26 protein-coding genes and 1 riboswitch are annotated in these 25553 nt (G+C 61.3%); of the genes, 13 read left to right on the forward strand and 13 right to left on the reverse strand.

Annotation, left to right across the window (positions count from 1 at the left end; all coding sequences use genetic code 11):
• Window positions 1-62: 62 nt before the first annotated feature.
• Window positions 63-1718: a thiamine pyrophosphate-binding protein gene (locus G0Q00_RS15035; protein ID WP_163040823.1), complete on the forward strand. Its 1656-nt coding sequence runs from the start codon at window positions 63-65 to the stop codon at window positions 1716-1718.
• Between the two features lie 23 nt (window positions 1719-1741).
• Here G0Q00_RS15035 and G0Q00_RS15040 read toward each other — a convergent pair whose 3' ends face one another.
• The 3 genes from G0Q00_RS15040 to G0Q00_RS15050 all read right to left on the reverse strand — a co-directional run bounded on the left by G0Q00_RS15040 (window position 1742) and on the right by G0Q00_RS15050 (window position 4004).
• Window positions 1742-2053, reverse strand: a complete 312-nt coding sequence (locus tag G0Q00_RS15040) for a YciI family protein (RefSeq protein ID WP_108857652.1) — start codon at window positions 2051-2053, stop codon at window positions 1742-1744.
• Between the two features lie 23 nt (window positions 2054-2076).
• Window positions 2077-2685 (reverse strand): cob(I)yrinic acid a,c-diamide adenosyltransferase, encoded by a 609-nt coding sequence (cobO, locus tag G0Q00_RS15045; protein WP_163040825.1) that lies wholly within the window; start codon window positions 2683-2685, stop codon window positions 2077-2079.
• Window positions 2686-2798: 113 nt separating this feature from the next.
• Entirely contained in the window at window positions 2799-4004 is a 1206-nt protein-coding gene (locus tag G0Q00_RS15050) for a hypothetical protein (protein WP_163040827.1), read from the reverse strand.
• A 162-nt stretch (window positions 4005-4166) separates the two neighbouring features.
• Here G0Q00_RS15050 and G0Q00_RS15055 point away from each other — a divergent pair, with 162 nt between their 5' ends.
• The gene (locus G0Q00_RS15055) at window positions 4167-4496 is read left to right on the forward strand and encodes a hypothetical protein (protein ID WP_163040829.1); all 330 of its coding nucleotides are present in this window, start codon (window positions 4167-4169) and stop codon (window positions 4494-4496) included.
• On the opposite strand, the gene G0Q00_RS15060 is transcribed toward G0Q00_RS15055, so the two are convergent.
• Together G0Q00_RS15060 and cobN are read right to left on the reverse strand one after the other, a co-directional pair.
• A complete protein-coding gene (locus G0Q00_RS15060) occupies window positions 4472-4936 on the reverse strand; it encodes a GNAT family N-acetyltransferase (protein ID WP_370458589.1) in 465 nt (154 codons plus the stop codon). The two genes, G0Q00_RS15055 and G0Q00_RS15060, sit on opposite strands and share 25 nt — an antisense overlap.
• Window positions 4933-8634, reverse strand: a complete 3702-nt coding sequence (gene cobN / locus G0Q00_RS15065; RefSeq protein ID WP_163040831.1) for a cobaltochelatase subunit CobN — start codon at window positions 8632-8634, stop codon at window positions 4933-4935. The genes G0Q00_RS15060 and cobN overlap by 4 nt, the downstream gene beginning before the upstream one ends.
• A 63-nt stretch (window positions 8635-8697) precedes the next feature.
• On the opposite strand from cobN, the gene G0Q00_RS15815 reads away from it, so the two are divergent.
• Window positions 8698-8862 (forward strand): hypothetical protein, encoded by a 165-nt coding sequence (locus G0Q00_RS15815; protein ID WP_203565025.1) that lies wholly within the window; start codon window positions 8698-8700, stop codon window positions 8860-8862.
• Between the two features lie 7 nt (window positions 8863-8869).
• On the opposite strand, the gene G0Q00_RS15070 is transcribed toward G0Q00_RS15815, so the two are convergent.
• Window positions 8870-9322, reverse strand: coding sequence for a GNAT family N-acetyltransferase (locus G0Q00_RS15070; RefSeq protein ID WP_163040833.1), 453 nt, complete (start codon window positions 9320-9322; stop codon window positions 8870-8872).
• Window positions 9319-10431, reverse strand: coding sequence for a cobalamin biosynthesis protein CobW (gene cobW / locus G0Q00_RS15075; RefSeq protein ID WP_163040835.1), 1113 nt, complete (start codon window positions 10429-10431; stop codon window positions 9319-9321). Before cobW ends, G0Q00_RS15070 begins: the two co-directional genes overlap by 4 nt.
• 31 nt (window positions 10432-10462) lie before the next feature.
• A riboswitch (cobalamin riboswitch) is annotated at window positions 10463-10663 on the reverse strand.
• A gap of 202 nt (window positions 10664-10865) precedes the next feature.
• Here cobW and smc point away from each other — a divergent pair.
• Window positions 10866-14321, forward strand: coding sequence for a chromosome segregation protein SMC (smc, locus tag G0Q00_RS15080; protein WP_163040837.1), 3456 nt, complete (start codon window positions 10866-10868; stop codon window positions 14319-14321).
• Between the two features lie 69 nt (window positions 14322-14390).
• On the forward strand, window positions 14391-14858 hold the full coding sequence (locus tag G0Q00_RS15085; protein ID WP_163040839.1) for a YbjN domain-containing protein: 468 nt from the start codon (window positions 14391-14393) through the stop codon (window positions 14856-14858).
• 39 nt (window positions 14859-14897) lie between these two features.
• Here G0Q00_RS15085 and G0Q00_RS15090 read toward each other — a convergent pair whose 3' ends face one another.
• From G0Q00_RS15090 to G0Q00_RS15105, 4 genes are read right to left on the reverse strand one after another with little or no spacing between them, the layout of a single operon-like run.
• Window positions 14898-16079 carry a lytic murein transglycosylase gene (locus G0Q00_RS15090; protein WP_163040841.1) on the reverse strand — a complete coding sequence of 394 codons (1182 nt, stop codon included), beginning with the start codon at window positions 16077-16079 and terminating at the stop codon, window positions 14898-14900.
• A 44-nt stretch (window positions 16080-16123) separates the two neighbouring features.
• Entirely contained in the window at window positions 16124-17041 is a 918-nt protein-coding gene (gene cbiB / locus G0Q00_RS15095) for an adenosylcobinamide-phosphate synthase CbiB (RefSeq protein WP_163040843.1), read from the reverse strand.
• Window positions 17038-17979 carry a threonine-phosphate decarboxylase gene (locus tag G0Q00_RS15100; protein WP_163040845.1) on the reverse strand — a complete coding sequence of 314 codons (942 nt, stop codon included), beginning with the start codon at window positions 17977-17979 and terminating at the stop codon, window positions 17038-17040. Before G0Q00_RS15100 ends, cbiB begins: the two co-directional genes overlap by 4 nt.
• On the reverse strand, window positions 17976-18347 hold the full coding sequence (locus G0Q00_RS15105; RefSeq protein ID WP_163040846.1) for a DUF1636 domain-containing protein: 372 nt from the start codon (window positions 18345-18347) through the stop codon (window positions 17976-17978). Before G0Q00_RS15105 ends, G0Q00_RS15100 begins: the two co-directional genes overlap by 4 nt.
• A 159-nt stretch (window positions 18348-18506) precedes the next feature.
• Between G0Q00_RS15105 and G0Q00_RS15110 the strand changes: the two genes are divergently transcribed.
• From G0Q00_RS15110 to G0Q00_RS15125, 4 genes are read left to right on the forward strand one after another with little or no spacing between them, the layout of a single operon-like run.
• Window positions 18507-18914 (forward strand): response regulator, encoded by a 408-nt coding sequence (locus tag G0Q00_RS15110; protein WP_163040848.1) that lies wholly within the window; start codon window positions 18507-18509, stop codon window positions 18912-18914.
• A 55-nt stretch (window positions 18915-18969) separates the two neighbouring features.
• The gene (locus G0Q00_RS15115) at window positions 18970-19599 is read left to right on the forward strand and encodes an HAD family phosphatase (protein ID WP_163040850.1); all 630 of its coding nucleotides are present in this window, start codon (window positions 18970-18972) and stop codon (window positions 19597-19599) included.
• Window positions 19596-20510, forward strand: a complete 915-nt coding sequence (locus G0Q00_RS15120) for an ornithine cyclodeaminase (protein ID WP_163040852.1) — start codon at window positions 19596-19598, stop codon at window positions 20508-20510. Before G0Q00_RS15115 ends, G0Q00_RS15120 begins: the two co-directional genes overlap by 4 nt.
• Complete coding sequence (locus tag G0Q00_RS15125; protein WP_163040854.1) at window positions 20507-21295, forward strand: phytanoyl-CoA dioxygenase family protein; 789 nt, start codon at window positions 20507-20509, stop codon at window positions 21293-21295. The genes G0Q00_RS15120 and G0Q00_RS15125 overlap by 4 nt, the downstream gene beginning before the upstream one ends.
• 90 nt (window positions 21296-21385) lie before the next feature.
• On the opposite strand, the gene rpsU is transcribed toward G0Q00_RS15125, so the two are convergent.
• Window positions 21386-21592 (reverse strand): 30S ribosomal protein S21, encoded by a 207-nt coding sequence (gene rpsU / locus G0Q00_RS15130; protein WP_007255353.1) that lies wholly within the window; start codon window positions 21590-21592, stop codon window positions 21386-21388.
• Between the two features lie 111 nt (window positions 21593-21703).
• Between rpsU and G0Q00_RS15135 the strand changes: the two genes are divergently transcribed.
• From G0Q00_RS15135 to G0Q00_RS15930, 3 genes are read left to right on the forward strand one after another with little or no spacing between them, the layout of a single operon-like run.
• A complete protein-coding gene (locus tag G0Q00_RS15135) occupies window positions 21704-22387 on the forward strand; it encodes a COQ9 family protein (protein WP_163040855.1) in 684 nt (227 codons plus the stop codon).
• On the forward strand, window positions 22384-23367 hold the full coding sequence (locus G0Q00_RS15925; protein ID WP_163040857.1) for an NAD(P)H-quinone oxidoreductase: 984 nt from the start codon (window positions 22384-22386) through the stop codon (window positions 23365-23367). The genes G0Q00_RS15135 and G0Q00_RS15925 overlap by 4 nt, the downstream gene beginning before the upstream one ends.
• A gap of 29 nt (window positions 23368-23396) precedes the next feature.
• Entirely contained in the window at window positions 23397-24014 is a 618-nt protein-coding gene (locus G0Q00_RS15930) for a sulfotransferase family 2 domain-containing protein (RefSeq protein WP_370458592.1), read from the forward strand.
• On the opposite strand, the gene G0Q00_RS15150 is transcribed toward G0Q00_RS15930, so the two are convergent.
• The gene (locus G0Q00_RS15150; RefSeq protein ID WP_163040861.1) at window positions 24015-24656 is read right to left on the reverse strand and encodes a ribonuclease T2; all 642 of its coding nucleotides are present in this window, start codon (window positions 24654-24656) and stop codon (window positions 24015-24017) included. It lies immediately after the preceding gene.
• 147 nt (window positions 24657-24803) lie between these two features.
• On the opposite strand from G0Q00_RS15150, the gene G0Q00_RS15155 reads away from it, so the two are divergent.
• A complete protein-coding gene (locus tag G0Q00_RS15155) occupies window positions 24804-25541 on the forward strand; it encodes a DUF1013 domain-containing protein (RefSeq protein ID WP_163040863.1) in 738 nt (245 codons plus the stop codon).
• Window positions 25542-25553 lie beyond the last annotated feature (12 nt).

The following is a 25553-nucleotide window of genomic DNA, read 5'->3' on the forward strand; positions in this document are numbered from 1 at the left end:
GTTCGCGTCCCAAGGATGTGGGGCGCGCGACATAAGAGGTCAAGATAAGACGAGACTTACCCATGCGCCACGGCGGACAAATCCTGGTCGATCACCTGAAAACCGAAGGCGTAAGCCGCGTCTTTTCCGTGCCCGGCGAAAGCTTTCTGGCAGCCCTAGATGGGCTTTATGACAGCGGGATCGAGAACGTGGTCTGCCGTCAGGAAGGTGGCGCTGCGATGATGGCCGAGGCACATGGCAAGCTGACCGGCGCGCCGGGTGTGCTATTCGTAACACGCGGGCCGGGGGCGACGAATGCCTCGGCCGGTATTCACGTCGCGATGCAGGATGCGACACCACTGGTGGTTTTCGTCGGTCAGATCGCGCGTGGTCACCGGGATCGCGGCGCGTTTCAGGAAGTCGACTATCGCGCCTTTTTCGGCCCGCTTGCCAAATGGTCCTGCGAGGTCGACCAGACCGAGCGCCTGCCGGAATACCTCGCCCGCGCCTTCCATGTGGCCCGCACCGGACGCCCCGGCCCCGTCGTGATCGCCTTGCCCGAAGATATGCTGAGCGACATGGCCGATGTGCCGGATCGCCCGGCAGTGCCCGCAACGCAAGGCAACGTCTCCAGCGCGGACGCGGGTGCGATGCTGTCCACGATCGGGGCCTCCGCGCGTCCGCTTTTGATCGCGGGCGGCCCAGGGTGGACGGCAGATGCAGGCGCTGCACTGATGGATTTCGCCGCCACAAACGACCTGCCCGTCGCGACGGCCTTCCGCCGTCAGGACTATGTGGACAACCGCCACCCGAACTATGTCGGAGACCTTGGCCTTGGCATCAACCCGGCGCTGAAGGCCATGTTCGACGAAGCCGACACGCTGGTCGTTCTGGGTAGCCGTCTGGGCGATATCGTCACCGGCAGCTACGAGATGCTGGACCCGATGCAGACCGGCAAGCGCATCGTGCATGTCTATCCCTGTGCCGAAGAGTTGGGCCGCGTCTATCACGCCGATCAGACCGTGCTGGCCACCGGCCCCGCAGCGGTTGAGGCGCTGAGCGCACAGCCCACGCTGAGCGCCACGCCGTGGGCCGAGTGGATGCAACAGGGCCGCGCGGCCTATGACGCATTCCAAACCCCGGTCGAAACCCCCGGTCCCGTCAAGCTGGAACGCATCATGCACTGGCTGTCAGACACGCTGCCTAACGACACCATCATGACCAACGGAGCCGGGAACTACGCCACATGGCTGCACCGTTACTTCCGCTTCAAGGAATACGGCACACAGCTGGCCCCGACCTCGGGCTCGATGGGCTATGGCTTCCCGGCCGCAGTAGCCGCCAGCCTGCAACATCCTGACCGCACCGTCATTGCATGGCTTGGGGATGGTGAGTTTCAGATGACCCTAAACGAGATGTCGACCGCCGTGCAGCACGGCGCGAAACCCATTGCGATCATCGTGAACAACGGGCGCTATGGGACCATCCGGATGCACCAAGAACGCACCTATCCGGCGCGCGTCTCGGGCACTGATATGGCGAACCCCGATTTCGCGGATCTGGCCCGCGCCTATGGAGGCCACGGCGAAACCGTCACCAGGGATGAGGATTTCGAGGCAGCCTTCCGCCGCGCCGAAGCATCCGGAAAATTGGCCGTGATTGAGTTGGTGGTAGACCAGCAGGTCGCCACGCCGGGGCTGACGCTGGATCAGTTGCGCGCGCAGGGCGAGGCGGGGTAACCACCGCGCCCTGTCGCTAAGGATCAGCCTTTCGGCATCTCCATCAGCTCGGCTAGATGGATCGTGCCCATCTGGATGAAGCTGTTTTCGCTGGCAATCGCCAAGGCCGTGTCCGCATCCGGTGCGTTGATCACACAAAACCCCATCATTGGCTGCTTGAACCCTTCGCGGTGGCCATCGCCATCCACGGTCCATTGCGCCTTGAACGGTGTCTCGGGCATTTCGAACACATCCGCGTATTTGGCAATCCATGCCTTATACGCAGCCTGCATTTCGGCCTTCTTGTCGTCCGGCACATCCGTCGGCTCGTGATAGGCCATGTAGAATTTCGGCATCGGTTCTCCTCCCGTTAACGGGATCAGTATTCGACCCCAATCTGCGCCTTGATGCCCGACCGGAACGGGTGCTTTACCAACTCCATCTCGGTCACCAGATCGGCAATCTCGATCAGATCGTCCGAGGCATTGCGCCCAGTCAAAACCACATGTGTCATCTCGGGCTTTTCTTCGACCAGAAACTGCACGACCTCGTTGATGTCGACATAGTCATAGCGAATGGCGATGTTGATCTCGTCCAGCAGTACCATCTTGTTCGACGGGTCGCGGATCAGCTCTTTGGATTTCTCCCACGCGGCCTGTGCCATTTCGATATCGCGGGTGCGGTCTTGGGTCTCCCACGTGAAGCCCTCGCCCATCGTGTAGAACTCGCAAGTATCGCTGAACTTGGCGTTGATCAGATCACGCTCGCCGCAATCCATGCCGCCCTTGATGAACTGCACCACGGCGCATTTCATATCGGCTGCAATACAGCGAAAAATCATCCCAAACGCGGCCGAGCTTTTGCCCTTGCCCTTGCCCGTATGCACGATAATCAGACCCTTCTTGTCGGTCTTCGTCGCCATGATCTTGTCACGGGCGGCTTTCTTCTTTGCCATCTTTGTGGCGTGGCGATCGGGATCTACGGTCATTCTGGCCTCACTTCTGAATGTCAGACCAGTGTGAGAGTACATGGCCCCAGATGCAAGTGCGGGCGCCCCGAAAATCAGGACGCCCGCATATTTTGGCCACCGTGAGTGGCGTGTTACTCGGCTGGTACGGCCGAGCTGTGTACGCGGCCAAAATGTTGTTTGTTCAGACGAACAACCAGAACAATCATGGCCATTTGGAACGCAATCGCAATGGCGGAAATCACCCAGTACATGACCGAGAATTTGTCAATCACACCAGCTTTCACCAGCCCCGAGTTCAGGAAGAAGTGCAACAGAACCGACAGGGCAACACCCGGGCAGACCAGCGCATAGGAACCGGGCGAAGTCCCGTTCCCGAAGACAAAGCTCTTCCAGTAGCCAACACGCGACAGCACAACCAGACCCAGCAGTCCGAACAGAACTTGGATGGCGATCAGGCGGGCAAGAAACATCATGGTTTCGGCACCCGAACCGTGCACATCAAAGGTGGCGTGCAGGCCGTGATCTTGGCGCAGGAACATGATGCCCAGAATGGTCATCAGCGGGATGACGATCATCAGAGTGGGCGCAGCTTCCTTGGCAGTCCCGTGATGCAGCATCGAGTTGAAGGCAGTGAACAGGGCCAGCGCGGCATAGACGATCGAGCCCACACCGAAGAAGGTCGAGCCGACCAGCGAGACGCCGACGACGATGGTATTGGTGCTCATTGCAGCCGGGGCGGCGAAACCAACAGCGGTCATGGCAAGGGCGAAGGCGGGCAGCATCTGGGCAAAGCTGTTATGAGCGGTCACGTCGAAGACGCCACCTTTGGACAGCACGCGGCCCAAGAAGTCACCGATGAAGCTCAGCGCCAGAATACCGATGGCAAGGAAAGCGGCCATGGCGAAGGGGAACAAGTATTCCACGATCGACCACAGGCCGGGTACGAAGACCAGACCGGCCACGAACAGACCGTTCACGCTCATCGCCAAGGCCAGCGGCATGGCAAGGATCGTGGTTTCGGCGTTCGAGTTCTTCAGGGCGGTGTAGGCATCTGTTTTGCGGAAGGCCGAGAAGCTTTTCAGGTTCCAGATCAGGTATTTCAGGTTCAGGAACACCATGGCGGCGATACCCGCCCATGCCACGGCAATGGCGATTTTGATGCCCATCGAGCCAGTGGTGAAGGCGGCCATGATATCTTCAAAGACCGGCACAGGCTGGCCCGGGTGCTTCACCCAGAACATCAGGTACATGAAGAAGGTGACCGACAGGCCACCGGCCCCGACCGAGGCGAGGAAGTAGAGCGGCGAATATTTATCCGCAGGACGAGAGGTTTGCATCGGATTTCTCCATTCATATTCGTTATCTTGAATATCTTATAATTGCAATTGCAACAGTCCGCAAGCCCCTGCCCGTGTACAGGTTGTCGCGGGATGAATTTGCTGAGATTTACCGATTGTTAACCAAGGCACCGCAATCTGCAGGGAAAGGAGATCCAACCCATGCGCCTTGCCCATTCCCTTGTTTTTCTGGCTCTTTCGGCCCTTGCTGCCTGCGACAGCCCCAGTCCGCAATTCATGCATCGCGACACCGCGACAACGCGGGTCGAGGTCGAAGGATCGACCTTCTCGGTGCATCAACGCGAGAACTGGGTCGAGGTCTATCGCATCGGATTCGAGGCCCTGCCCCGCGTTCCGGTGATTCTGGCCCGCGCGAAAATCGCGATTGAACAGGCCACGGGATGTCAGGTGGTCAAAGGGACGCTCAGCGGCGATCAGGCCATTCAACGGGCCAAGATTGACTGCGATCAAACCTCTTTGGAGAATTCATAAGAGGTCACGCGATCATATCCGGGATGGCAGCTTTCGCCGGTTTTCTTGAAGCCAAGCCGGGTGAAAATCTTGTGGTTCTCGACAAGTTCGATCCGCGTTTTAAGTGCAAGACGCGGAAGGTCCATGTCGCGCGCGCGTTGCTCGGCCAGATCTATCAAGGCGCGCGCATGGCCCTTCCCCTGCGCGTCTGGATGGACGGCAAGTTTTCCCAGATACAGTGCCGGAGGATCCATATCCGGGCGGGGCGTTAGAAACAGGCAGGCCTCATGGCCAATCAACCAGATTTCTCCGCTTTCGGCCTGCTGTGTAATGTCAGCGGCGCTGAGCCGATGCAGCGAACTTGGCGGATCAATCCGCCCCTCCATCTTGGCAAAAGCCGCATGAAGCAGCGCCAGTATCGGCGCGGTATCTTCTTGCGGATCAAGCCGTCGCGGGGTCACCGAATCTGGTCCAGCATTGCCCGGGCTGAGTTCGAGCGCGGCATCCACAGCCCGCGTTCAATCGCTTCGCGCAGACGTTCAGCGATCTCTTTCAGCGCCGGATCGTTATGCTCTTCGATGAAATCGCGGGTGTCGTCATCTTCGATGAACGCGCTGTAGACCAAATCGAAGTGATGGCTACGCACCGCGCCCGTGGTGGCCGCGAAGGCGAACATGTAATCGACCGTCGCGGCGATCTCGAACGCGCCTTTATAACCGTGGCGTTTCACCCCATCGATCCATTTCGGGTTCACCACGCGCGAGCGGACCACGCGCCCAATCTCGTCTTCCAGCGTACGGATCACCGGGCGTTCTGGGCGCGAGTGGTCGTTGTGATAAATCGGACGATCCCGGCCCTGAAGGGTCGATACAGCCGCCGCCGCACCGCCTTCGAACTGGTAATAGTCGTCGCTGTCCAGCAGATCGTGCTCGCGGTTGTCCTGGTTCTGGACGATGGCCTCGACCTGCCCCAGACGGGCCTCGAACCCTTCGCGGTCGCGGGTACCTTCGCTGCCTGCGCCATAGGCATAGCCGCCCCATTCCAGATAGGCCTCGGCCAGATCGGCCTTGTCGGCCCAAAGCCGCTCGTCGATCATCGCCTGAAGCCCCGCGCCATAGGCCCCGGGTTTCGAGCCATAGACCCGCGACGTGCCTTCACCCGCACGTACTCGCGCGGCGGCCGGGTTTACGTCATCGGGTTCGTCCAGCGCCTGCACAGCCCGCGCGGCACTGTCGACCAAGGCGATCAGTTGCGGGAAGGCGTCGCGGAAGAAGCCGGACACGCGCAGGGTGACGTCCACACGCGGACGACCCAGAGCCGAGGACGGGATCACTTCGAACCCGGTCACGCGGCGGTTGGCGCTGTCCCATTTGGGCTTCACGCCCATCAGTGCAAGCGCCTGCGCGATGTCGTCTCCACCCGTGCGCATATTCGCCGTGCCCCATGCGGTGACCAGCATCGTGCGCGGCCAGTCGCCATGGGTCTGTAGGTGCTTGTCGATCAACAGGCTTGCTGATTTCCAGCCCAGCGCCCAGGCGGTCGGCGTCGGCACCGCGCGGCTATCGACCGAGAAAAAATTCCGCCCCGTCGGCAACACATCCAATCGCCCGCGGGTCGGAGCGCCGGATGGCGCAGGAGCGACGAACTGCCCAGCAAGGGCGGTGAGGAGCCCCTCCCCCTCATCTGGCCCACAGGCCCGCACCGAGGGTAGAACTTGTGCGTGATAAGCATCCAGAACCGGGCGGGTTGCGGCGAAGTCTTCCGGCACCTCGCCCCACGCAACGGCCTTCTGGGCCAGCAACTCCAACCGCTCGACGGTGTCACCATTGCTGCGCCAGTTGCCTGCGTCGATCGCTTCAAGACGTTGGTGACGCGGGCCGTCATAAGAAGCCGCCATATCACAATCCAACGGATCAATATCTACGCCGCAATCCGCCGCCAAAGCCCGGATCAGTGACGCATCGCCCCCTTCACCCTGTCCACGCGGAACACGGACTAGTGCGATACCCAGATCGCGCTCCAGATCGCCGGTCGGAGACTGCCCGAACACGTGCAGACCGTCGCGGATCTGCGCCTCTTTCAATTCACACAGATAAGCGTCGAGCTTGGCCAGATCGCTATCCTCGTCCTCGCCCGACATGCCCACATCGGCGTCCAGCCCGGTGGCGTGCGTCAGGGTCAGGATCTCGCGGCGCAGGCGGTCGATGCGGCGGGGATCGACGCCGGCGGCTTCATAGTATTCGTCCACCAACGCTTCCAGATCGTGCAGCGGGCCATAGGTCTCGGCCCGGGTCAGAGGGGGCGTCAGGTGGTCGATGATCACGGCCTGCGCGCGGCGCTTGGCCTGCGTGCCTTCGCCGGGATCGTTAACGATGAACGGATAGACATGGGGCATCGGGCCCATCACAGCCTCGGGCCAGCAGGTCTCGGACAGGGCGACCGCCTTACCCGGCAGCCACTCAAGGTTCCCGTGCTTGCCCATATGGACCAACGCGTGCGCCCCAAAAACGTGACGCAGCCAGAAATAGAAGGCCAGATAATTGTGTGGAGGGACAAGGTCGGGCGAGTGATAGGTCTCGGTCGGGTCGATGTTATAGCCTCGCGCGGGCTGCACGCCGACGACGACATTGCCGAACTCTAGAACCGACAGCGCAAACGACCCGCAATCGACCTCGCCGGGGGTAAAGAACGGATCTTGTTCGGGCTTGCCCCAGCGGCTCTCAATCGCCTCGCGCATCTCCCACGGCAGTTGGCCATAGTTTATCTGGTAATCGGACATCGGCATCGAGACTCCGCCCGCGCGTGCGGCCCTGTCGGTCAGCCAGTTGGTCGGCCCTGCCATGACGGCTTGCATCAGCGCATCGCTGTCCGCAGGCGCGTCCGTGACCATATAACCCTGATCATTCAGCAGCCCGAGCGCATGCACCACGGCGGCGGGCGTATCCAGCCCCACGCCGTTGGCCAGACGCCCATCCTTGTTGGGATAGTTCGCCATGATCAGTGCGACTTTGCGGTCGCCCGTCGCAGCACGCCGCAGACGCGCCCAGTTGGCGGCAAGTTCCGCCACGAACTGCACCCGGTCGCCCAGCGCCTTGTAGGTGGCAATGGGGCATTCAGTGGCCTCGTCAAAGAAAGCTTCGCCCTTGAAGGAAATCGCGCGGGACAGGATGCGGCCGTCCACTTCGGGCAGGGCTACGTTCATCGCAATGTCACGCGCAGACAGTCCGGTCAGACCCTCGGCCCATGCCTCTTCGCTGGACCCAGCCAGCACGACCTGAAACACCGGCGCCGCGTTGCACCACGGGGCTTCGAACGGGTTCTGGCTGGGCGCGTCACCTGCGTGGGGCGAGCCGACGGCGAAAGAGGTGCAGTTTAGGATGACCTCGGGCGCCGCCTCGGTGAACAGGCTTTCCAAAGTCGCGACAGACACCGGATCTTTCAACGACGCCACGAACACCGGCAGCGGATTCAGCCCCTGCCGCAACAGCGACTTCACAAGACGATTAATCGGGTTCAATCCCGCACCCTGCACCAACGCACGATAGAAGACGACCGGCACAACGGGGGCGCCATCGGTCCACATCTCTTGCGCGACGGACAGATCGGCCACGCCCGCGCCGGGCCAATAGACACCTGCGCGCAGCAGGGGGCGCGCGGCTTCGGGCTTGTCGCCGCCGTCCATCATCACCTTGGCATAGTTCAGGAACCCAACCGAGTTCTCCGGCCCGCCCTCGACCAGATAGGCCCAGAGCGCATCGTAGTCCTCGTCCGAGACTGTCGACAGCGCACGCAGTTCCGCGTCCGGTTTGTCGTCGCCGGGTAGCAGCGCCAACGGCACGCCCGCGTCGCGCAGATGGGCGGCGTATTGCTCAGCCCCGTATTTCCAGTAACCGACACCACCCAACACCCGCGCCACAACCAGCCGAGACTTCGTCGCGCAATTGTCGATATGCAGGTCGACCGACATCGGGTGCGCCAGATGCATCATGTTGGCCAGACGCAGACCGGGGGTACCCGCCATCTCGGCCCGCGCTTGGGCAAGCCCCGCAAGTTCCGTGTCCGCGGCCGAAATAAACACCAGATCCGAGGGCGTCTGCCCCAGATCCACCGGTTCTTTCCCGTCATCAATGCTGCCCGGAGTGGCTGCCAGAAGATGCATGTCGCGTCCCTTGCGTTAAGATGTTATGGACCGGCCAAACATGACCCGATCAAGGTGAACCCTATGGATTATAAAGCTGCCGGCGCACCGAAACCTGCCAAGGGCAAGCCCCGCCACTCCGAACACAATGCCCGTGGAACCGCGAAGAACCCGCTGAACCGGAAGGACGACAAATCAGCGCTCTTGGCGCGAATGAAAGCGGCTGCCGACAAGGGCAAGAAGGCGTAAGCGCCGCTCACAGCGCTTTCTCCATAAAGAGAGAGCTGTTGGCCTCGGGGTAATCCCCAAACGGTCCGCATGTGGTAAATCCGGCCCGTTCGTAAAGACGGTGCGCCGCATAAAGCACATTGCCGGTTTCCAGCTTCATCGCCGTGTGGCCTTGAGCACGAGAGGTGGCTTCGATCTGCTGAAGCAGCGCCTCGCCCACACCTTTACCGCGCGCCTCCGGCGAGACGAACATCGACTTCACCTCGCCATACGCACCTTTATCCGCCAGCGCGCCAGTCCCCAGCACCGTATCGCCCTCACGCGCCACGAAGAACGAGATCTCGGGCACGCAGAGGTCGTCGATGTTCAGAAAGAAATTATCCTCAGGTGGAAACAGGCTCTCCATCAGGGCATGGCTTTGCTGAAGCAGCGCCGTGGCCTGCGGATCGCGCGGATCGCCGGGGACAACCTGAACCGTCATGCGGTCAGCGCCTGTGCAATGGCATCGCGGTCCAGACCCGACTGCCCAATGACCACCAGACGCGTTTCGCGGGTCTGGGTGCCGAAGGGCTGATCGAAATAGGTGTCGACGCGGGGACCGACAGCCTGCAGCGTCAGGCGCATCGGCTTGCCTTCAACGGCAGCAAAACCTTTCAGACGCAGGATATTGTTAGCACGGATCACGTCGGCGACCTTTTCGGCAAAGGCTTTGGGATCGGCGACCTCGCCCAGCGTGACCACGAAGCTTTCGAACGCATCATGGTCGTGATCGTGGTGGTGATGATGGTCATGGTCATCATCGTGATCGTGATGATGGTGGTGTTCGTCATGGTCGTGGTGGTGATCATCGTGGTGATGATGCCCCTTCTCGTGCAGCGACAGACGGGCGTCCATATCATCCTCGGCGCCCATGCCCTGCCCCAACAGAACCTCAACCGGCAGCGCACCCATGGTCGAGCGCACGACCTGCACGCCATCACGGCTGTCCCCAGACAGTTTCGACACCAGCTGATCCGCCTCGCCTTCCGCTAGAAGGTCGGACTTGTTCACGACGATCATGTCGGCACAGGTCACCTGATCCTTGAACAGCTCGGACAGCGGCGTTTCGTGGTCCAGGTTCTCGTCCAGCTTGCGCTGCGCTTCCACGGCGTCCAGGTTCGAGGCGAACTGACCGTCAAACACGGCCTTACCGTCCACAACGGTCACAACGCCATCCACGGTCACACGGGTCGAAATCTCAGGCCACTGGAAAGCACGGACCAGCGGCTGCGGCAGCGCCAGACCCGAGGTTTCAATCACGATGTGATCGGGCGGTGTGTCACGGTCCAGCAGCTTTTCCAGCGTCGGAATGAAGTCCTCGGCCACGGTGCAGCAGATGCAGCCGTTCGACAGCTCCATGATGTCATCCTCGGTGCAGGTCTCGTCCCCGCAGCCTTTCAGAATGTCGCCGTCTACGCCCAGATCGCCAAACTCGTTGATGATCAGCGCGATGCGCTTGCCCTTGGCGTTGTCCAGCATGTGGCGGATCAGGGTCGTCTTGCCCGCGCCCAGAAAACCGGTGACCACGGTGGCAGGGATCTTTGCTTGCATCTTATCCTCCTTCGCCCGTCTCCCCGACGGGTGGGTTGCGTGTGGGCATGGCAGGTCTCCTGGCTTCGCGGGTCGAAGCGCGCCGCCGCCTTCCCGACCCTGAGAGCCAGTGGCGCTGGCGGGCGCTCTCCGCTTACAGTCGCGGGGGCGGCTGCACCATCAGACCCCGGATTGGGTCGTCCCCGGTGCATTCCCTTTTGTCCCATTGGGAACCATGCAGAACGTCTTTGCCGTGCAAGGGGGCAAAGGGTCAAGATCGAAACCGACCTAGGACGGGGGAATGGCGGCACGGCAAATGCGCCCAGAAGGCGCCAAATGCGATATCTTGTGGATAACTAGCCCATTTCGACCACATATCGGTCACCGCCGTTGACTCCTGCAATTTCCCTTCGAACAATCATTGGACAGTAAGAATCAATAATGAGGCAGACCGCTTGCGGTTTTCAAAACTCCGTCTGAATGGCTTTAAAAGCTTTGTAGACCCGACCGATCTGGTGATCGCGGACGGGCTGACGGGTGTGGTGGGACCGAACGGCTGTGGCAAATCCAACCTGCTGGAAGCCCTGCGCTGGGTCATGGGCGAGAACCGCCCGACCGCCATGCGCGGCGGCGGGATGGAGGATGTGATCTTTGCCGGTGCTGCCTCGCGCCCCGCGCGCAACTTCGCCGAAGTCTCGCTCCTACTGGACAACAGCGAACGCCTTGCCCCTTCAGGGTTCAATGAAAGCGACAATCTGGAAATCATACGCCGGATCACCCGCGACGCGGGCTCTGCTTATAAGGTGAACACCAAAGATGTGCGCGCGCGCGACGTCAGCATGCTGTTCGCCGATGCCTCGACCGGGGCGCATTCGCCTGCACTGGTGCGTCAGGGGCAGATTTCCGAGCTGATCAACGCCAAGCCGAAGGCGCGTCGCCGCATTCTGGAAGAAGCGGCTGGCATCTCGGGCCTGTATCAGCGTCGTCACGAGGCAGAGCTGAAGCTGAAAGGCACCGAGACCAATCTGGCCCGCGTGGAAGACGTGATTGAACAGCTCGCGTCGCAGCTTGGGCAGTTGGCGCGACAAGCACGGCAGGCCGCACGCTATCGCACCATTGGCGACGATCTGCGCCGTGCCGAAGGATTGCTTCTATACCGTCGCTGGAAAGAGGCCGACGCCGCCCGCGCCGAGGCGCAAGCGCAGCTGACCGAGCGCGTCAAAGCCGCCGCCGCGGCCGAGGGTGCCTCGCGCCAAGCCACCAAAGCCCGACAGGAAGCCGAAGACCGCCTGCCGCCCCTGCGCGAGGAAGAGGCTGTTGCCGCCGCCATCTTGCAGCGCCTGCAAGTCCAGCGTGACCAGCTGTCGGATCAGGAAAACCAAGCGCGCGAGCGGATTGAGACTCTGACCAGCCGCATCGCGCAACTGGCCCGCGACATCGACCGTGAAAGCGGTCTGAACAAAGACGCCGGTGAAACGATCGAGCGTTTGGAATGGGAACAGGCGCAGATTGCCAAGGCATCCGAAGGCCATGACGACGCGCTTGAGGCATCCAATGCCGATGCCCGCGACAGTGCCGCGATCTTGCAGGAACGCGAAGGCGACCTGACCCAGCTGACGGAAGACGTCGCGCGGCTGGCCGCGCGCCACCAATCCGCCCACCGCCTACTGGATGACAGCCGCAAAACGCTGGAAAAAAGCGAAGGCGAGGCCACGCGGGCGCGGTCTGCGATGGACGATTCGAAGGGGGCCGTGGACAAGGCCGCAGCTGATTTCGAAGCAGCTGGCGTGGCGCAAACAGGGGCTGCGAAAGCCTCGGAAGAGGCTGAAGCGGCGCTTGTAGCTGCCGACGAAGCCCGGTCTGAGGCGCAATCCCGCGAAGCCGACGCCCGCGCCGCCCGCTCGTCCGCCGAGGGTGAAGTCAACGCGCTACATGCCGAGGTTCAAGCCCTGTCCCGTCTGGTCGAACGTGATGCGTCCGAAGGCTCGCAGGTGCTGGATACGCTGCGGGTGAAATCAGGCTACGAGAAGGCATTGGGTGCTGCGCTGGCGGACGACCTGCGCGCACCGGAAATTGACGGTGAGGCGCCTTCAGGCTGGGCGTTGCTGCCCGGATATTCGCAGGCGCAATCGCTGCCTGACGGTGTGAATGCGCTGTCCAACTATGTCACCGTGCCCGAAGTTCTGGCCCGCCGGATGAGCCAGATCGGCCTAGTCCACACCGAAGACGCCGCGCGCCTGCAAGCCGATTTGAAACCGGGACAGCGGCTGGTCTCGATGGAGGGGGATCTGTGGCGCTGGGACGGGTTCCGGGCGGGTGCAGAAGACCAGCCTTCGACCGCCGCGTTGCGTCTGGAACAGCTCAACCGCCTGCAGGAACTCAAGCAGGATCTGGAAGAAGCCACGGCTCGCGCCGATGGCGCCCGTGCTGCCCATGACGTGCTGAAAACCCGGCTGGTGGAAACGACCGAGGCCGACAAACGCGCCCGCGATGCCCGCCGCGATGCCGACCGCGCCGTCACCGAAGCGAACCGCGCCCTGTCGCGCGCCGAAGCCGATCGCAACATCGCGGAAGGCAAACTGGAAAACCTTGGGCTGGCCCTGAAACGCCACGAAGAGGAAGCCATGGGCGCGCGTCAGCGTTTGGCGGAAGCGGAAAAAGGCGTCGCCGATCTGGGCGATCTGGATGCAGCCCGCACGCAGGTCGAAGAGGTCAAAATGGCCGTCGAGGCCGCGCGGATGACCATGATGTCGAAGCGCTCGGCCCATGACGAGCTGCGCCGCGAGGGCGAGGCGCGGACCCGTAGATCTCAGGAAATCACCAAAGAGATTTCCGGCTGGAAGCACCGTCTGGAAACCGCGGGCAAGCGGATTGCCGAACTGGACGAGCGCAAGACCGAAAACGAGGCCGGACTGAAAGACGCGCAAGCCGCGCCGGACGAGCTGGCCGCCAAGCGCGACGAACTGGCCGATGCCATTGGCGAGGCCGAGACCCGGCGCAAGGCGGCAGGCGACAAGCTGGCCGAGGGTGAGACCGCCGAACGCGACGCCGCCAATGCCGAACGCGACGCCGAACGCGCCGCCGGTGAAGCCCGCGAGGCCCGCGCCCGCGCCGAAGCACGCGCAGATGCGGCCCGCGAGACCGTGCATCTTGCCGCCGAGCGTATTCAAGAAGAGATGGAGACCACGCCGGACGCCCTGCTGGAATCTCTGGACGCGGATCCCGAAAAAATGCCGTCGTCCGAGCAGATCGAACACGACGTGAACCGCCTGAAACGCCAGAGGGATTCCTTGGGCGCAGTGAACCTTCGCGCCGAAGAAGACGCCAAAGAAGTTCAGGAAGAACACGACCATCTGCTGTCTGAAAAGACCGATCTGGAAGAGGCGATCAAGGCCCTGCGCACCGGCATTTCCAGCCTGAACAAGGAAGGGCGCGAGCGCCTTTTGACCGCGTTCGAGCAGGTGAACGAAAGCTTCGGAACCTTGTTCCAGCACCTCTTCGGTGGTGGCGAAGCCAAGCTGGTTCTAGTCGAAAGCGATGACCCGCTGGATGCCGGTTTGGAAATCATGTGTCAGCCCCCGGGCAAGAAACTGTCGACACTCAGCCTGCTGTCAGGCGGCGAACAGACCCTGACCGCGCTGGCCCTGATCTTTGCCGTCTTCCTTGCCAACCCCGCGCCGATCTGTGTGCTGGACGAGGTCGACGCGCCCTTGGACGACGCCAACGTCACGCGGTTCTGCGACCTACTGGACGAGATGACCCGCCGCACCAACACGCGCTTTTTGATCATCACCCACCACGCCGTGACGATGTCACGGATGGACCGTCTGTTCGGCGTGACGATGGCAGAACAGGGCGTTAGCCAGCTGGTCAGCGTTGACCTGAAAAAGGCCGAGCAAATGGTCGCCTGATCCGGCAACACTCTTGCCCCATCCTGATCATCCCCCTAGGCTGAGCCAAAACCTGATTTGGAGAAGCATATGAAATCCATTCTTTTTTCCGGTGCGATGGCTCTGTCCTTGATGGCGGGTCACACCGCTATGGCCCAACAGGTCAAGGCCTCCGAACCTGAGAGCGTTCTGGCCTATTTTGAAGATCTGGGTGCGCCCGCGAAACTGGTTGAAGACAACGTCGGCGATCCGTCGGTCGAAGTGCGCTATTACGGCACCAGCATGGTCGTGTTCTTCTACGGCTGCCGTAACAACACCAACTGCAACTCGCTTCAGTTCTTCGCCGCCTATACCCCGGAAAGCGAGATTTCGCTTGAGGGTCTGAACGACTGGAACGCCGAGCAGCGCTATGGCCGTGCTTATGTGGCCGAAGACGGCCGCAAGATGCTGGAGTACGACATTTATACAGGTCAGGACGGCGTCAGCATGACCGACTTTGACGAGATCTTCGACATCTGGACCGAAGTCGTCGAAAGTTTCGAAGACTCACTGTCCTAAGACGTGTCGCCCCCACCCTGATGGATGGGGGCGAATTTCTTACAAAGCACTCAACAATTGTGCCGTCGGCCACGCGTCGGCGGGCAGGCCCAACCGGATCTGCTCTTGCTGAATGGCGGTGCGGGTTTTCGCGCCCAGAATACCATCGATCTTGCCCACATCATGCCCGCGCGCGGCCAGTTTCTTTTGCAGTGTTTTCATCTGCTGGCCCGTGAAGGCCGGGTCGGGATTGCCTGCATTGAAGACCGGCGCGCCTTCCAGCCGCGTGGCGAAATAAGCGGCGGTGGTGACGTAGACAAAGCTTTGGTTCCATTCGAAATAGACGCGGAAATTAGGGTAGGCGATGAAGGCCGGCCCTTTGCGCCCTTGCGGCAGGATGATCGACGCGGGCAGATTACCTGCACCCAGTTTTCCACTGCGGGGCGTCACGCCCAGTGCAGCCCAGTCAGACACGGATCTCGAGGTGTTCAGCCCGGTCTCGGCCCAATTCAAGTTTGACGGCACCGAGACCTCTTGCAGCCACGGTTCGCCCGCGCGCCAACCCAGACCCCGCAACATATTGGCCCCGGACAACAGCGCGTCCGCAGGAGTTTTGCGCAGGTCAATCTTGCCGTCGCCATTGCCGTCCACGCCGGCCTCGATGATGTCACCGGGCAGCATCTGGACCATTCCGATTTCGCCCGCCCATGCGCCGGTCGAGGTCGCGGGGTTGAAGGCGCCGGCCTCGTGCAGTTCCAGCGCGGCGAAAACCTGCGGTTGGAACAATTCCGGGCGGCGGCAATCATGCGACAGCGTCACCAGCGAGTTCAGCGTATTGAAGTCCCCTTGGAAGGCGCCATAGTCGGTCTCGAACGCCCAGAACGCAGTCAGGACACCGCGGCTGACACCGTAGTCAGCCTCCATCCGGTCGAAGGTCGCAGCGTGCTTGGTCAACATCGCGCGGCCCCGGTCAATCCGGTTCTGACTGATCAGACGGCGCGAGAAATCGACGAAGGGACGTTGGAAAATCCCCTGCGCGCGGTCGGCCTTCAGTGTCGCCGGATCCTGCCGGACAGACGCGAAGAACTTGTTCACGCTGGATTTGGAATGGCCCTTGGCGATGGCCGCATCTTTCATCGCTTTTACGAAGCCCGAGAAGCTTCCGCCACAGGCCACGGTTTGCGCCTGTGCGGGAAGAGCCAGTGTCATGGCCATGACCGCTGCGGAAATTAGTTTTTGCATGTGAATACCTTACTCTGCTCGGCGGGCAGATTACCGGATTCGCCTCACGTGACAACCGCCAGCAGGATCACGACGCCCAGCAGGACCAACCATGCCGACCAAAGGGCATCTACGGCCTGATCGACCTCTTTCGCGCCGATGTCACGCGCGCCTTCGCCGTTCACCCAGGGGAAGTCCCGCATTTCGCCGTGATAGGCACGGGGGCCGGACAGTGCGACATTCAGAGTGCGGGCCATGGCGGCCTCAGGCCAGCCCGCATTGGGCGAGCGGTGCAAGGGTGCGTCGCGGCGGATCACCGACCACGCGGACCATTGGCGGCTGGCAAGGATCAGGATCAGCGCAGTCAAGCGGGCGGGCACCCAGTTCAGCACGTCGTCCATACGTGCAGCGAACTTGCCGAACTGTTCATAGCGTTCGTTGCGATAACCGATCATGCTGTCGGCGGTGTTCACCAGCTTGTAAATCATCAGCCCCGGCAGGCCTGCGATCAGGAACCAGAAAGCCGGCGCGACGACCCCGTCCGAGAAGTTCTCGGCCGCGCTTTCAATTGCACCGCGTGCGATGGCGTCATCCGTCATGTCCTTGGTGTCGCGCCCGACGATCATGGCGACGGCTTTGCGCCCCTCTTCCGTCGATTGTCGGAGCGTGTCGGCCACGGCCTGCACATGCTGGGCCAAGGATTTCTGCGCCAGAAGGATTGCGGCCACGACTATTTCCAGTAGCCCGCCGAAGGGCAGATGCTGGATCACTTGACCAAGTATCCCCGCCACTGCAGCCAGCACGAACACGCCCATCGCACCGTTGAAGAAGCGGTTGTCGCCTTCGTTTAGATTACGCTCTAGCCACCCGATCGCACGGCCCATCAGGACTGCCGGGTGCGGCACACGTTTCCACGCCCAATCGGGCTCGCCCATGAAGGCGTCCAAGATTAGGGCCAGAACCAGAGGTGCTGCGTAGATCATAGGGCAGCCTCCAACTGCGCCCAGCGATCCGGGTGCGGCAAGCCAAGGCGGAGCCAGCGGGTCGAATAGGGGAAGATGCGCGACCAGACCTGGCGTTCGGCCAAGCGATCCTGCCACGCTTGCGCGTCGCCTACATCGTAAAGCCTGAACAGCGTGGTGCCTCCCAGCGCCTCGGCGCCTTTGGCGGTCATCAGCGCATCCAGACGGGTGGTGTCGTCCGCCAGCCGCGCGCGTGTCGTGTGCGCCCAGTCATAATCCTCAAGTGCCTGCGCGCCCAGCTCCAGTGCCGGGCCCGAGACCTGCCACGGCCCGATCGTGTCGCGCAGTTTGGCGATCAGTGTGGGGTCTCCGATCACGAAACCCAGACGCAACCCGGCAAGGCCCCAGAACTTGCCGAAGCTTTTCAGGATCAAAACGCCGGATGTGGTCGCGGCCTTGATCAGGCTTTGATCGGGCATCACGTCACAGAAGCTTTCGTCGATCACCGTCAGCGTGCGGTCCAGATCCAGATCCGGCCAAACGCGACCATCGGGATTGTTGGGATGCACTACGACGCGGGCGGGGGCGGCGTGATCCACGACCTCCCACCCCTGCGTGTGAAACCCGGCGGAGTGTTCGTTATAAGTCGGACCTTCGATCTGCACCTGATCGGCAGGCAGAAGCGAGGGGATGCGGGCGATCAGCGCGGATGCGCCGGGTGCGGCCAGAAACGCAGCGCCGTCGGGCACGTTCCAAAACTTGCGTGCCGCAGCCTCGAGCCGCGCAAACGCGCCCTTGTCGGGCAGCGCGGTCCATGCATCTGCCGAGAACGCCCCCACAGGATAAGGCAGCGGATTGATGCCCGTGGACAGATCCAGCCAGCCCGTGCGCGTGCCGCCAAACCGTGCAATGGCCGCGTCCAGCCCGCCCCCGTGATCGCGTTCTTTCGCTTGGGTCATGTGTCCTCCGGCAGGGGCGCGTGGCGGGTAACAAAGTGGCCTTTTACGGCCTGCGGCCATTCGCGATAGGGCACCTGCCCGGTCTCGCTACCGGCATGGGCCACGGCGTAGTCGACGATACCTTGGGCAGCGTCCTCGGACACCTCGAACCGGCCCAGCGTGTAGCACAGCTTACCATTCGCCTGGATCGCCACGTTACAGCTGTTGTCGCAGCCCATCAGGCAAGACACGCGGCGGGTTCGGACGGGCGTGCCATCGGCCTGTGCCTCGATTAGCGCAGCCAAGGCTTCGCCGTCGGTCTTCTCCATCCCGCGTTCGGCCCAATCGGCGTGTTTGCAAGTGTCACAGATGGTGATCCAGGTTGTCATGGCGCGCGCTCCTTCACTGTTGGGGATGGTTCAAACGGAAAACGCGCCGAAAGACAACGCAAATTGCGGCGAAGTGGCCCGGTTGGGCGACACCGAGGCAGCAACGGCAAGATTGGCATGTGATGCGGAACGTGCCATACCGCAGCGGCGGAGATTATTATGCAAATACTCATTGTTGAAGAAAACCCTGATCTGGCCCGGATTTGGTCGGCGCATCTGACGCGTCAGGGGATGAACGTATCACATGCCCAGTCGAAATCCGAAGCGCATGCGCTGGTCACCGAACGCGCGTTTGACGTGGTCATTCTGGACGCCGACATTGACGGCGGACGGCCGATTGCACTGGCAGATTTCATCTCGTATCGCCTGCCTAAGGCGCGGGTGATTTTCGTGACCAACACCAGCTTCTTCTCGGATGGGTCGATCTTCGCATTGGCGTCAAATGCCCATGCCTGTGTTTCTACGGATGCGGACCCATCTGACATTGTCAGCCTGGTCGACTACCACGCCCGCGCCGCGCGCCAGCAGGTAGGCTCCTCGGGGCCATCGGGCCCCTCGAACGGATAACACGCGCCCTCAGGTTTCGGCTTTCGTTTCCGGACAAACGCACTAAGGTCGCGGCATGACACAGAATACCCCCGTCTCCGCCGTGGTTTTTGACATCGGCAACGTCCTGATCCGTTGGCAGCCGGAAGAGCTGTATGACCAATGGATCGGCAGAGTGCGCCGGGAAGAGATGTTCGCCGCCGTCGACTTGCATTTCATGAACGAACTGGTCGACCGGGGAGGCGATTTTCGGCAGGTGATTTATGACACCGCCGACAAATACCCGACCTATGCGGAAGAAATCCGTTGGTGGCATGATCGCTGGCTCGATCTGGCCAGCCCTGCGATTGATCTGTCGGTTGCGACCCTGCGTGCCTTGAAAACCCGGGGCGTGCCGGTCTTTGCCCTATCGAACTTCGGCATCGGCACGTTCGAGGTTGGGGAAGCCGCTTATGATTTCCTGTCCGAATTCGACCGGAGATACATCTCGGGCCATATGGGCGCGACCAAACCCAGCGCACAGATCTATCAGATGCTGGAAGACGATTGCGGCCACGCACCCGGTGGCCTTCTATTCACCGATGACCGCGCCGAGAATATCGACGCCGCCGCCCAGCGCGGCTGGCAAACGCATCATTTCACCACGCCCCGCGCTTGGGCCGACACCCTCATCGCCCGCGACTTGATAAAGGAGAGCGACCTGTGACCCCCGAATTGATCCCGTTTGAGGCTGACAATCTTCTCAGCTGGCAAAGTCTGGCTGACGCATTCCTTGAGGACCACGCAAAACCGAAAGCCGAGATCGGCGACACGTTCCTCTATCGTGGCGAGGACACGATGCTGACCCGCTCGGCTTGGATCGACGGGTTAGGGATCGCCGTGAAGACCGCCAACATCATGCCCGGCAATCCGGGACGCGGCGAGCCGATGATCCACGGCGCGGTGAACCTGTATGACGATACCACTGGGCTGCTTGAAGCCATCGTGGATTTCCACCTTGTCACCAAGTGGAAAACCGCAGGTGACAGCGCACTTGGTGCGCGGCTTCTGGCGCGGCCTGACAGTAAGGTGGTGCTGATCGTCGGCGCGGGCACGGTCGGGCGCAACCTGCGCATGGCGTATGAAGCAATGTTCCCCGAGGCCCATTTCCTAATCTGGAACCGCAGCCCGGAAGGCGCGGCTAGGTTTGCGGACGATTTCGACAAAACCGAAACGGTTACCTCACTGGAAGAGGGCTTTGCGCAGGCGGACATCATCACCTCGGCGACCATGACGACCGAGCCGGTGATCAAGGGCGAGTGGTTGCGTCCCGGCCAGCATCTGGACCTGATCGGCGCCTATCGCCCCGACATGCGCGAGGCTGACGACACCGCCCTGAACCGCGCCCGCCTATTCATGGACAGCCGCGACACGGTGCTGGATCACATTGGCGAATTCAAAGACCCTCTGGCCCGTGGGGTGATCAGCCGCGACGATGTGGTGGGTGATCTTTACGACCACAAGGATGGCGTTTTTGAACGCGCGCCCGAGGATATCACGCTCTACAAAAACGGCGGCGGCGCGCATCTGGACCTGATGACCAGCCGCTACATCCTGAACGCTTGGAGGAACAGATGATCACGAAGCAGCATATCGAGGATTTCCAGCGCGACGGTGTGGTCGTGATCCGTGGCGCGTTCACCGACTGGATCGACACGATGATCGCGGGGGTGGATCGCAACATGGCCGAACCGTCGCAATACGCATCCGAGAACGCCGTGACCGAAGGCCGCTTCTTCGACGATTACGTCAACTGGACCCGTATCCCGGAATATGAACGCATCGTGCGCGACAGCCCGGCAGCCCAGATCGCCGCCGAGGTCATGCAAAGCGACACCGCGCAGTTCTTCCATGATCACGTGCTGGTCAAGGAACCCGGCACGCCCAAGCCCACCCCGTGGCATCAAGATGGCCCCTATTACTTTGTCGAGGGCGAGCAAACCGCCAGCTTCTGGATCCCGCTGGACCCGGTCCGCGAGAACTCGCTGCGGTTCATCGCGGGCAGTCACAAATGGGACCGTATGGTCCGCCCGGTCAGCTGGGCTGATGACAGCGACTTTTATGAGGGTGATCAGGAATGGACCCCAGTGCCCGATCCGGATGCCAACCCCGACGACATGAAAGTGTTGGAGTGGGAGATGGACCCCGGCGACGCGGTTATCTTCGACTTCCGCACCGCACACGGCGCACGCGGCAACCAATCTGCCAACCGCCGCCGCGCGCTCAGCCTGCGCTGGATGGGCGATGACGCACGATATGTGGAACGTCCTGGCCGCACCTCTCCGCCCTTCCCGGGGCACGAGATGACACAAGGCCAGAAACTGCGCGAGGACTGGTTCCCGGTGATCTGGCCTGCGGGCTGATCCCAGAAAAAACAAACCCCCGGAAGCGGCGCTTACGGGGGTCGTTTTGACGGACAGTTGACAACCTGCCCATCGAACACTGTTCAGATCTTAGAGAAGACCTTCACGCTGTGCTTTCTTACGAGCCAGCTTACGCTGACGGCGAATCGCTTCTGCCTTCTCGCGCGCTTTTTTCTCGGAGGGCTTCTCGAAATGTTGCTTGAGCTTCATCTCACGGAAGACACCTTCACGCTGAAGTTTTTTCTTCAGCGCACGAAGCGCTTGATCGACGTTGTTATCACGAACCGAAACCTGCATGTGGTTGTCACCACCTTTCTAAGTTAGAGTTTGCAAAAAGTTGCAGGAAGCTGGCTTCTAGCAGCGACGAAGTCTCTTGTCCAGTTCGCCCTCAAATGCGAGGAAATAACTATGATTGAAAAAGATAAATTACTTGAGGCGGCCCTGAACCACGTCCCGTTCGACGGGTGGTCGGACGCAACCCTTCTGGCCGCCGCCGAAGATTGCGACCTGACTGAAACAGATGCGCGCGCGATGTATCCGCGCGGAGCCGTGGATCTGGCGCTGGCCTATCACCGAGCGGGTGACGCCAAGATGGTCGACCGGCTGACCGCTGCAGACCTGTCCGAGATGCGCTTTCGCGACAAGATCGCGGCGGGTGTGCGGTTTCGGCTTGAGGTTGCGGACAAGGAACTGGTCCGCAAAGGCATGACCTTCTTCTCGATGCCGCAGAACGCCAGCGACGGGGCGGCAGCTCTGTGGCAGACCTGTGGACTGATTTGGGAGACATTGGGCGACAGCTCGACCGATCTGAACTGGTACACCAAACGCGCGACGCTGTCGGCGGTCTATTCGTCGGTCGTGCTGTTCTGGCTGGGCGATGAAAGCGAAGGGGACGAGGCCACATGGGCCTTCCTTGATCGCCGCATCGACGACGTGATGCAGATCGAAAAGATCAAAGGACAGGCTCGTGGCTCGGCACTGTACAAGGCGTTCATGTCAGGACCGGGCAAGATCTTGGACACGATCAAAGCCCCCGGCACCCCGAACCCGAACTACCCCGGCCGCTGGCACCTAGACGAGGACGACAAATGACCAACACCATGCGCGCAATCCAGATCACCGAGCCCGGTGGTCCGGAAGTCCTGCAACTGTGCGAAGAACCCATCCCAACCCCGCGCCCCGGCGAGATCCTGATAAAGGTGGCCTTCGCAGGTGTGAACCGTCCCGATGCGTTGCAACGCGCGGGCAGCTATGCGCCTCCCCCGACCGCCAGCCCCCTGCCCGGCCTTGAGGCTTCGGGCGAAGTTGTGGCGCTTGGCGACGGCGTGACACAGTGGGCCGTGGGCGACAAGGTCTGTGCCCTTCTACCCGGTGGCGGCTATGCAGAATACGTGACGACCCCGGCGGCCCACGCGCTGCGTATCCCTGAAGGTATGGGCATGAAGGAAGCCGCCTGCTTGCCCGAAACCTTCTTCACCGTCTGGTCCAACGTCTTCATGCGGGGCGGCCTGCAAGCGGGCGAGCGGTTCTTGGTGCACGGCGGCAGCTCGGGCATCGGCACGACGGCAATCCAGCTGGCCAACGCTTTTGGCGCCCGCGTGTTCACCACCGCAGGCTCGGACGAGAAATGCGCCGTCTGCACCGATCTGGGGGCCGAACGGGCGATCAACTACAAAGACGAAGACTTCGTCGAGGCGCTGAAGCCCGAGGGCGGTACGAACCTGATCCTCGACATGGTGGGCGGAAGCTATATCGCCCGCAACATCAAATGTTTGGCAGTCGAAGGCCGCATGGTTCACATCGCCTTTCTGTCCGGCCCCAAGGCCGAGATCAACTTTGCGATGATCATGGCCAAACGCTTGACCGTCACCGGATCCACCCTGCGCCCGCAATCCGATCTGGCCAAAGCCCGTATCGCCGAGGAGTTGGCCGAGAAGGTCTGGCCGCTGCTGGATGCAGGTCGCATCGCCCCCGTCATGGATCAGGTCTTCGCGCTGGAAGACGCCCACAAGGCCCATGCGCGAATGGAAACCAGCCAGCATATCGGCAAGATTGTGTTGGAGATTACCTAGCGCCCTATAACGAGCATGACGGGAAACGGATCCTTTTCGTTCATATTCCAAAGACCGGCGGCACCTCGGTCGAGTCGTGGATGAGTTCGATCTCGCCCCTGCGGCCATACAACCCGATCCCGACCGCTGATTTGCGCCTGACGCCACAGCATCTTCGTATGACGGATATCGAAGCCATGTTTGGCGCGGATTATTTCGATTTTGTCTTCGCCATCGTTCGTGCCCCTTACAAACGGATCGAATCCGAATTCAAGATGCGCACCGAACGTTCGGCGGACGCGATCACGCAGAAAGGGCGCTTTAATACTTGGCTTGATCGCGTGCTGAACATGGCGAAGTCCGATCCGTTTTTTCTGGATGGCCACCTGATCCCGCAGTGGGAATACCTGTCCGACAATTGCACCATTTACAGGTTCGAGGACGGAATCGAGGCGATCATCGAAGACGTAGCCGAGAAAACCGGGCTGCCCCTGCCGGATAAAACCCCGCATTATCGGGATTCCTCGGATCTCAAGATCGAGATTGAATGGGCCTCGAACAGCATCATGGCAGTGAACCAGAAATACCGGTCGGATTTCGAGCACTTGGGCTATGACATGCGTGAGCCCAACGTCAAAACCCGTATGATCCAACGCCTGAAGTCGTAACTACTTGATCGGATCCAACAACGCCCGCTGCGCCGTGCAATCACGCACCACATCGCGGGCGCATTTTCTGGGCTCTAGGTCTTTGGTCAGACACAGACGCGCCTCTTGGATACGGTTGGATTTGCAGGTGATGGTCAGCATGTCCGGGTGCCAGTCGGGATTGGCATGAAGAAAGGCCTCTTCCACGACGGATGCGGGTAGGCGCACGGGATTGTCGAGCTTGCGAAACACTTCTGGGCGGTTCACCGCACCATAAGCTTCGCGCACAAGGTCGTAGTAAACCGCTGCCTCAAGCCCCGCGCAGGAGCCGTGTTTTTTCCACTGATACCACGCTGCCCCGCTGGTGCCGAACAGGTCCGCCTGCGCCGCAGTCATCCACCGGGACGGCGCGCGCACGGCGGTTTTGCAATAGCTTGGCCAGCCGTTTTCGTATTGCGGCCACAGCCCATGCACGACCCAGCCCAGATCGCGCTCGGGGTCGCATTGTTCGGACCCACGCTGATCGCCAGTCGTGGCGCACCAATTGGGCGACCAGCTGAGCGACAGGACGTAGTAGTCGAAGTCCCCGGCGCGTTCGCCCTCGGCCACACAGGCACATGCTGCACTCAGCCAGATCAAGCCGCCTATGACCAGTTGACGCATTTGCCCTTCCCTCTTTCGCCTTCCTTCCTTATATAGGCCCCAAGTTCCCCGACAACGGAAACCCGTCTGGAAGGCCTAAAGGCGCCAGACAGCCCAGCCAGGGCGCGGGAAAGTTGTATCCGGGCCGATATTGTAAGGAGTGTTCAGATGAGCAAACTGATCATGGCAAAAGCCACCGCTGTTTGGCTGGTGGACAACACAACGATCAGCTTCAAGCAGATCGCGGATTTCTGCGACCTGCACGAGCTGGAAGTGCAGGGCATTGCCGATGGCGACGTCGCCACCGGTGTTAAGGGCTTTGATCCCGTGGCCAACAACCAGTTGGATCAAGAAGAGATCGACAAGGCCGAAGCCAACCCGCTGCACAAGCTGAAGCAAAAATTCTATGCCGCTGCTGCTGGCGAAGAAAAACGCCGCGGCCCGCGCTATACCCCGCTGTCCAAGCGTCAGGACCGTCCGAACTCGATCCTGTGGCTGGTGAAGTTCCACCCGGAACTGGCAGATGCACAAATCGCCAAGCTGGTGGGCACCACCAAGCCGACCATTCAGGCGATCCGCGAGCGCACCCACTGGAACATCCAGAACATGGAGCCCATCGATCCGGTTGCTCTGGGTCTGTGCCGCCAAAGCGAGCTGGATCAGGCCGTTCAGAAAGCCGCTGCCAAGCAGGCCAAAGAGGGTGGCGTTATGTCAGATGACGAACGCCGCAAGCTGGTCTCGACTGAGCAGAGTTTGGCGATGGACACCGAGCCTAAAATGCCCAGCGCCATCGAAGGGCTGGAAACTTTCTCGTTGTCGGATGCACCGGAAGAGAAAGAGGAAGAACTGCCCGATGCAGACAGCTTCTTCAACCTTCCGGACTCGAACGACGAAGACGACGAATAAGATCCAAAACCC

It is taken from the genome of Aliiroseovarius sp. PrR006, from assembly GCF_010500215.1.
Taxonomy (GTDB): Bacteria; Pseudomonadota; Alphaproteobacteria; order Rhodobacterales; family Rhodobacteraceae; genus Aliiroseovarius.

Excerpts from the sequence above, each read along its gene's own strand:
- G0Q00_RS15035 (WP_163040823.1), top strand. The coding sequence starts at position 63 with ATGCGCCACGGCGGACAAATCCTGGTCGATCACCTGAAAACCGAAGGC.
- G0Q00_RS15040 (WP_108857652.1), bottom strand. The coding sequence starts at position 2,053 with ATGCCGAAATTCTACATGGCCTATCACGAGCCGACGGATGTGCCGGAC.
- cobO (WP_163040825.1), bottom strand. The coding sequence starts at position 2,685 with ATGACCGTAGATCCCGATCGCCACGCCACAAAGATGGCAAAGAAGAAA.
- G0Q00_RS15050 (WP_163040827.1), bottom strand. The coding sequence starts at position 4,004 with ATGCAAACCTCTCGTCCTGCGGATAAATATTCGCCGCTCTACTTCCTC.
- G0Q00_RS15055 (WP_163040829.1), top strand. The coding sequence starts at position 4,167 with ATGCGCCTTGCCCATTCCCTTGTTTTTCTGGCTCTTTCGGCCCTTGCT.
- cobN (WP_163040831.1), bottom strand. The coding sequence starts at position 8,634 with ATGCATCTTCTGGCAGCCACTCCGGGCAGCATTGATGACGGGAAAGAA.
- G0Q00_RS15815 (WP_203565025.1), top strand. The coding sequence starts at position 8,698 with ATGGATTATAAAGCTGCCGGCGCACCGAAACCTGCCAAGGGCAAGCCC.
- G0Q00_RS15070 (WP_163040833.1), bottom strand. The coding sequence starts at position 9,322 with ATGACGGTTCAGGTTGTCCCCGGCGATCCGCGCGATCCGCAGGCCACG.
- cobW (WP_163040835.1), bottom strand. The coding sequence starts at position 10,431 with ATGCAAGCAAAGATCCCTGCCACCGTGGTCACCGGTTTTCTGGGCGCG.
- G0Q00_RS15085 (WP_163040839.1), top strand. The coding sequence starts at position 14,391 with ATGAAATCCATTCTTTTTTCCGGTGCGATGGCTCTGTCCTTGATGGCG.
- G0Q00_RS15090 (WP_163040841.1), bottom strand. The coding sequence starts at position 16,079 with ATGCAAAAACTAATTTCCGCAGCGGTCATGGCCATGACACTGGCTCTT.
- cbiB (WP_163040843.1), bottom strand. The coding sequence starts at position 17,041 with ATGATCTACGCAGCACCTCTGGTTCTGGCCCTAATCTTGGACGCCTTC.
- G0Q00_RS15100 (WP_163040845.1), bottom strand. The coding sequence starts at position 17,979 with ATGACCCAAGCGAAAGAACGCGATCACGGGGGCGGGCTGGACGCGGCC.
- G0Q00_RS15105 (WP_163040846.1), bottom strand. The coding sequence starts at position 18,347 with ATGACAACCTGGATCACCATCTGTGACACTTGCAAACACGCCGATTGG.
- G0Q00_RS15110 (WP_163040848.1), top strand. The coding sequence starts at position 18,507 with ATGCAAATACTCATTGTTGAAGAAAACCCTGATCTGGCCCGGATTTGG.
- G0Q00_RS15115 (WP_163040850.1), top strand. The coding sequence starts at position 18,970 with ATGACACAGAATACCCCCGTCTCCGCCGTGGTTTTTGACATCGGCAAC.
- G0Q00_RS15125 (WP_163040854.1), top strand. The coding sequence starts at position 20,507 with ATGATCACGAAGCAGCATATCGAGGATTTCCAGCGCGACGGTGTGGTC.
- rpsU (WP_007255353.1), bottom strand. The coding sequence starts at position 21,592 with ATGCAGGTTTCGGTTCGTGATAACAACGTCGATCAAGCGCTTCGTGCG.
- G0Q00_RS15135 (WP_163040855.1), top strand. The coding sequence starts at position 21,704 with ATGATTGAAAAAGATAAATTACTTGAGGCGGCCCTGAACCACGTCCCG.
- G0Q00_RS15925 (WP_163040857.1), top strand. The coding sequence starts at position 22,384 with ATGACCAACACCATGCGCGCAATCCAGATCACCGAGCCCGGTGGTCCG.
- G0Q00_RS15150 (WP_163040861.1), bottom strand. The coding sequence starts at position 24,656 with ATGCGTCAACTGGTCATAGGCGGCTTGATCTGGCTGAGTGCAGCATGT.
- G0Q00_RS15155 (WP_163040863.1), top strand. The coding sequence starts at position 24,804 with ATGAGCAAACTGATCATGGCAAAAGCCACCGCTGTTTGGCTGGTGGAC.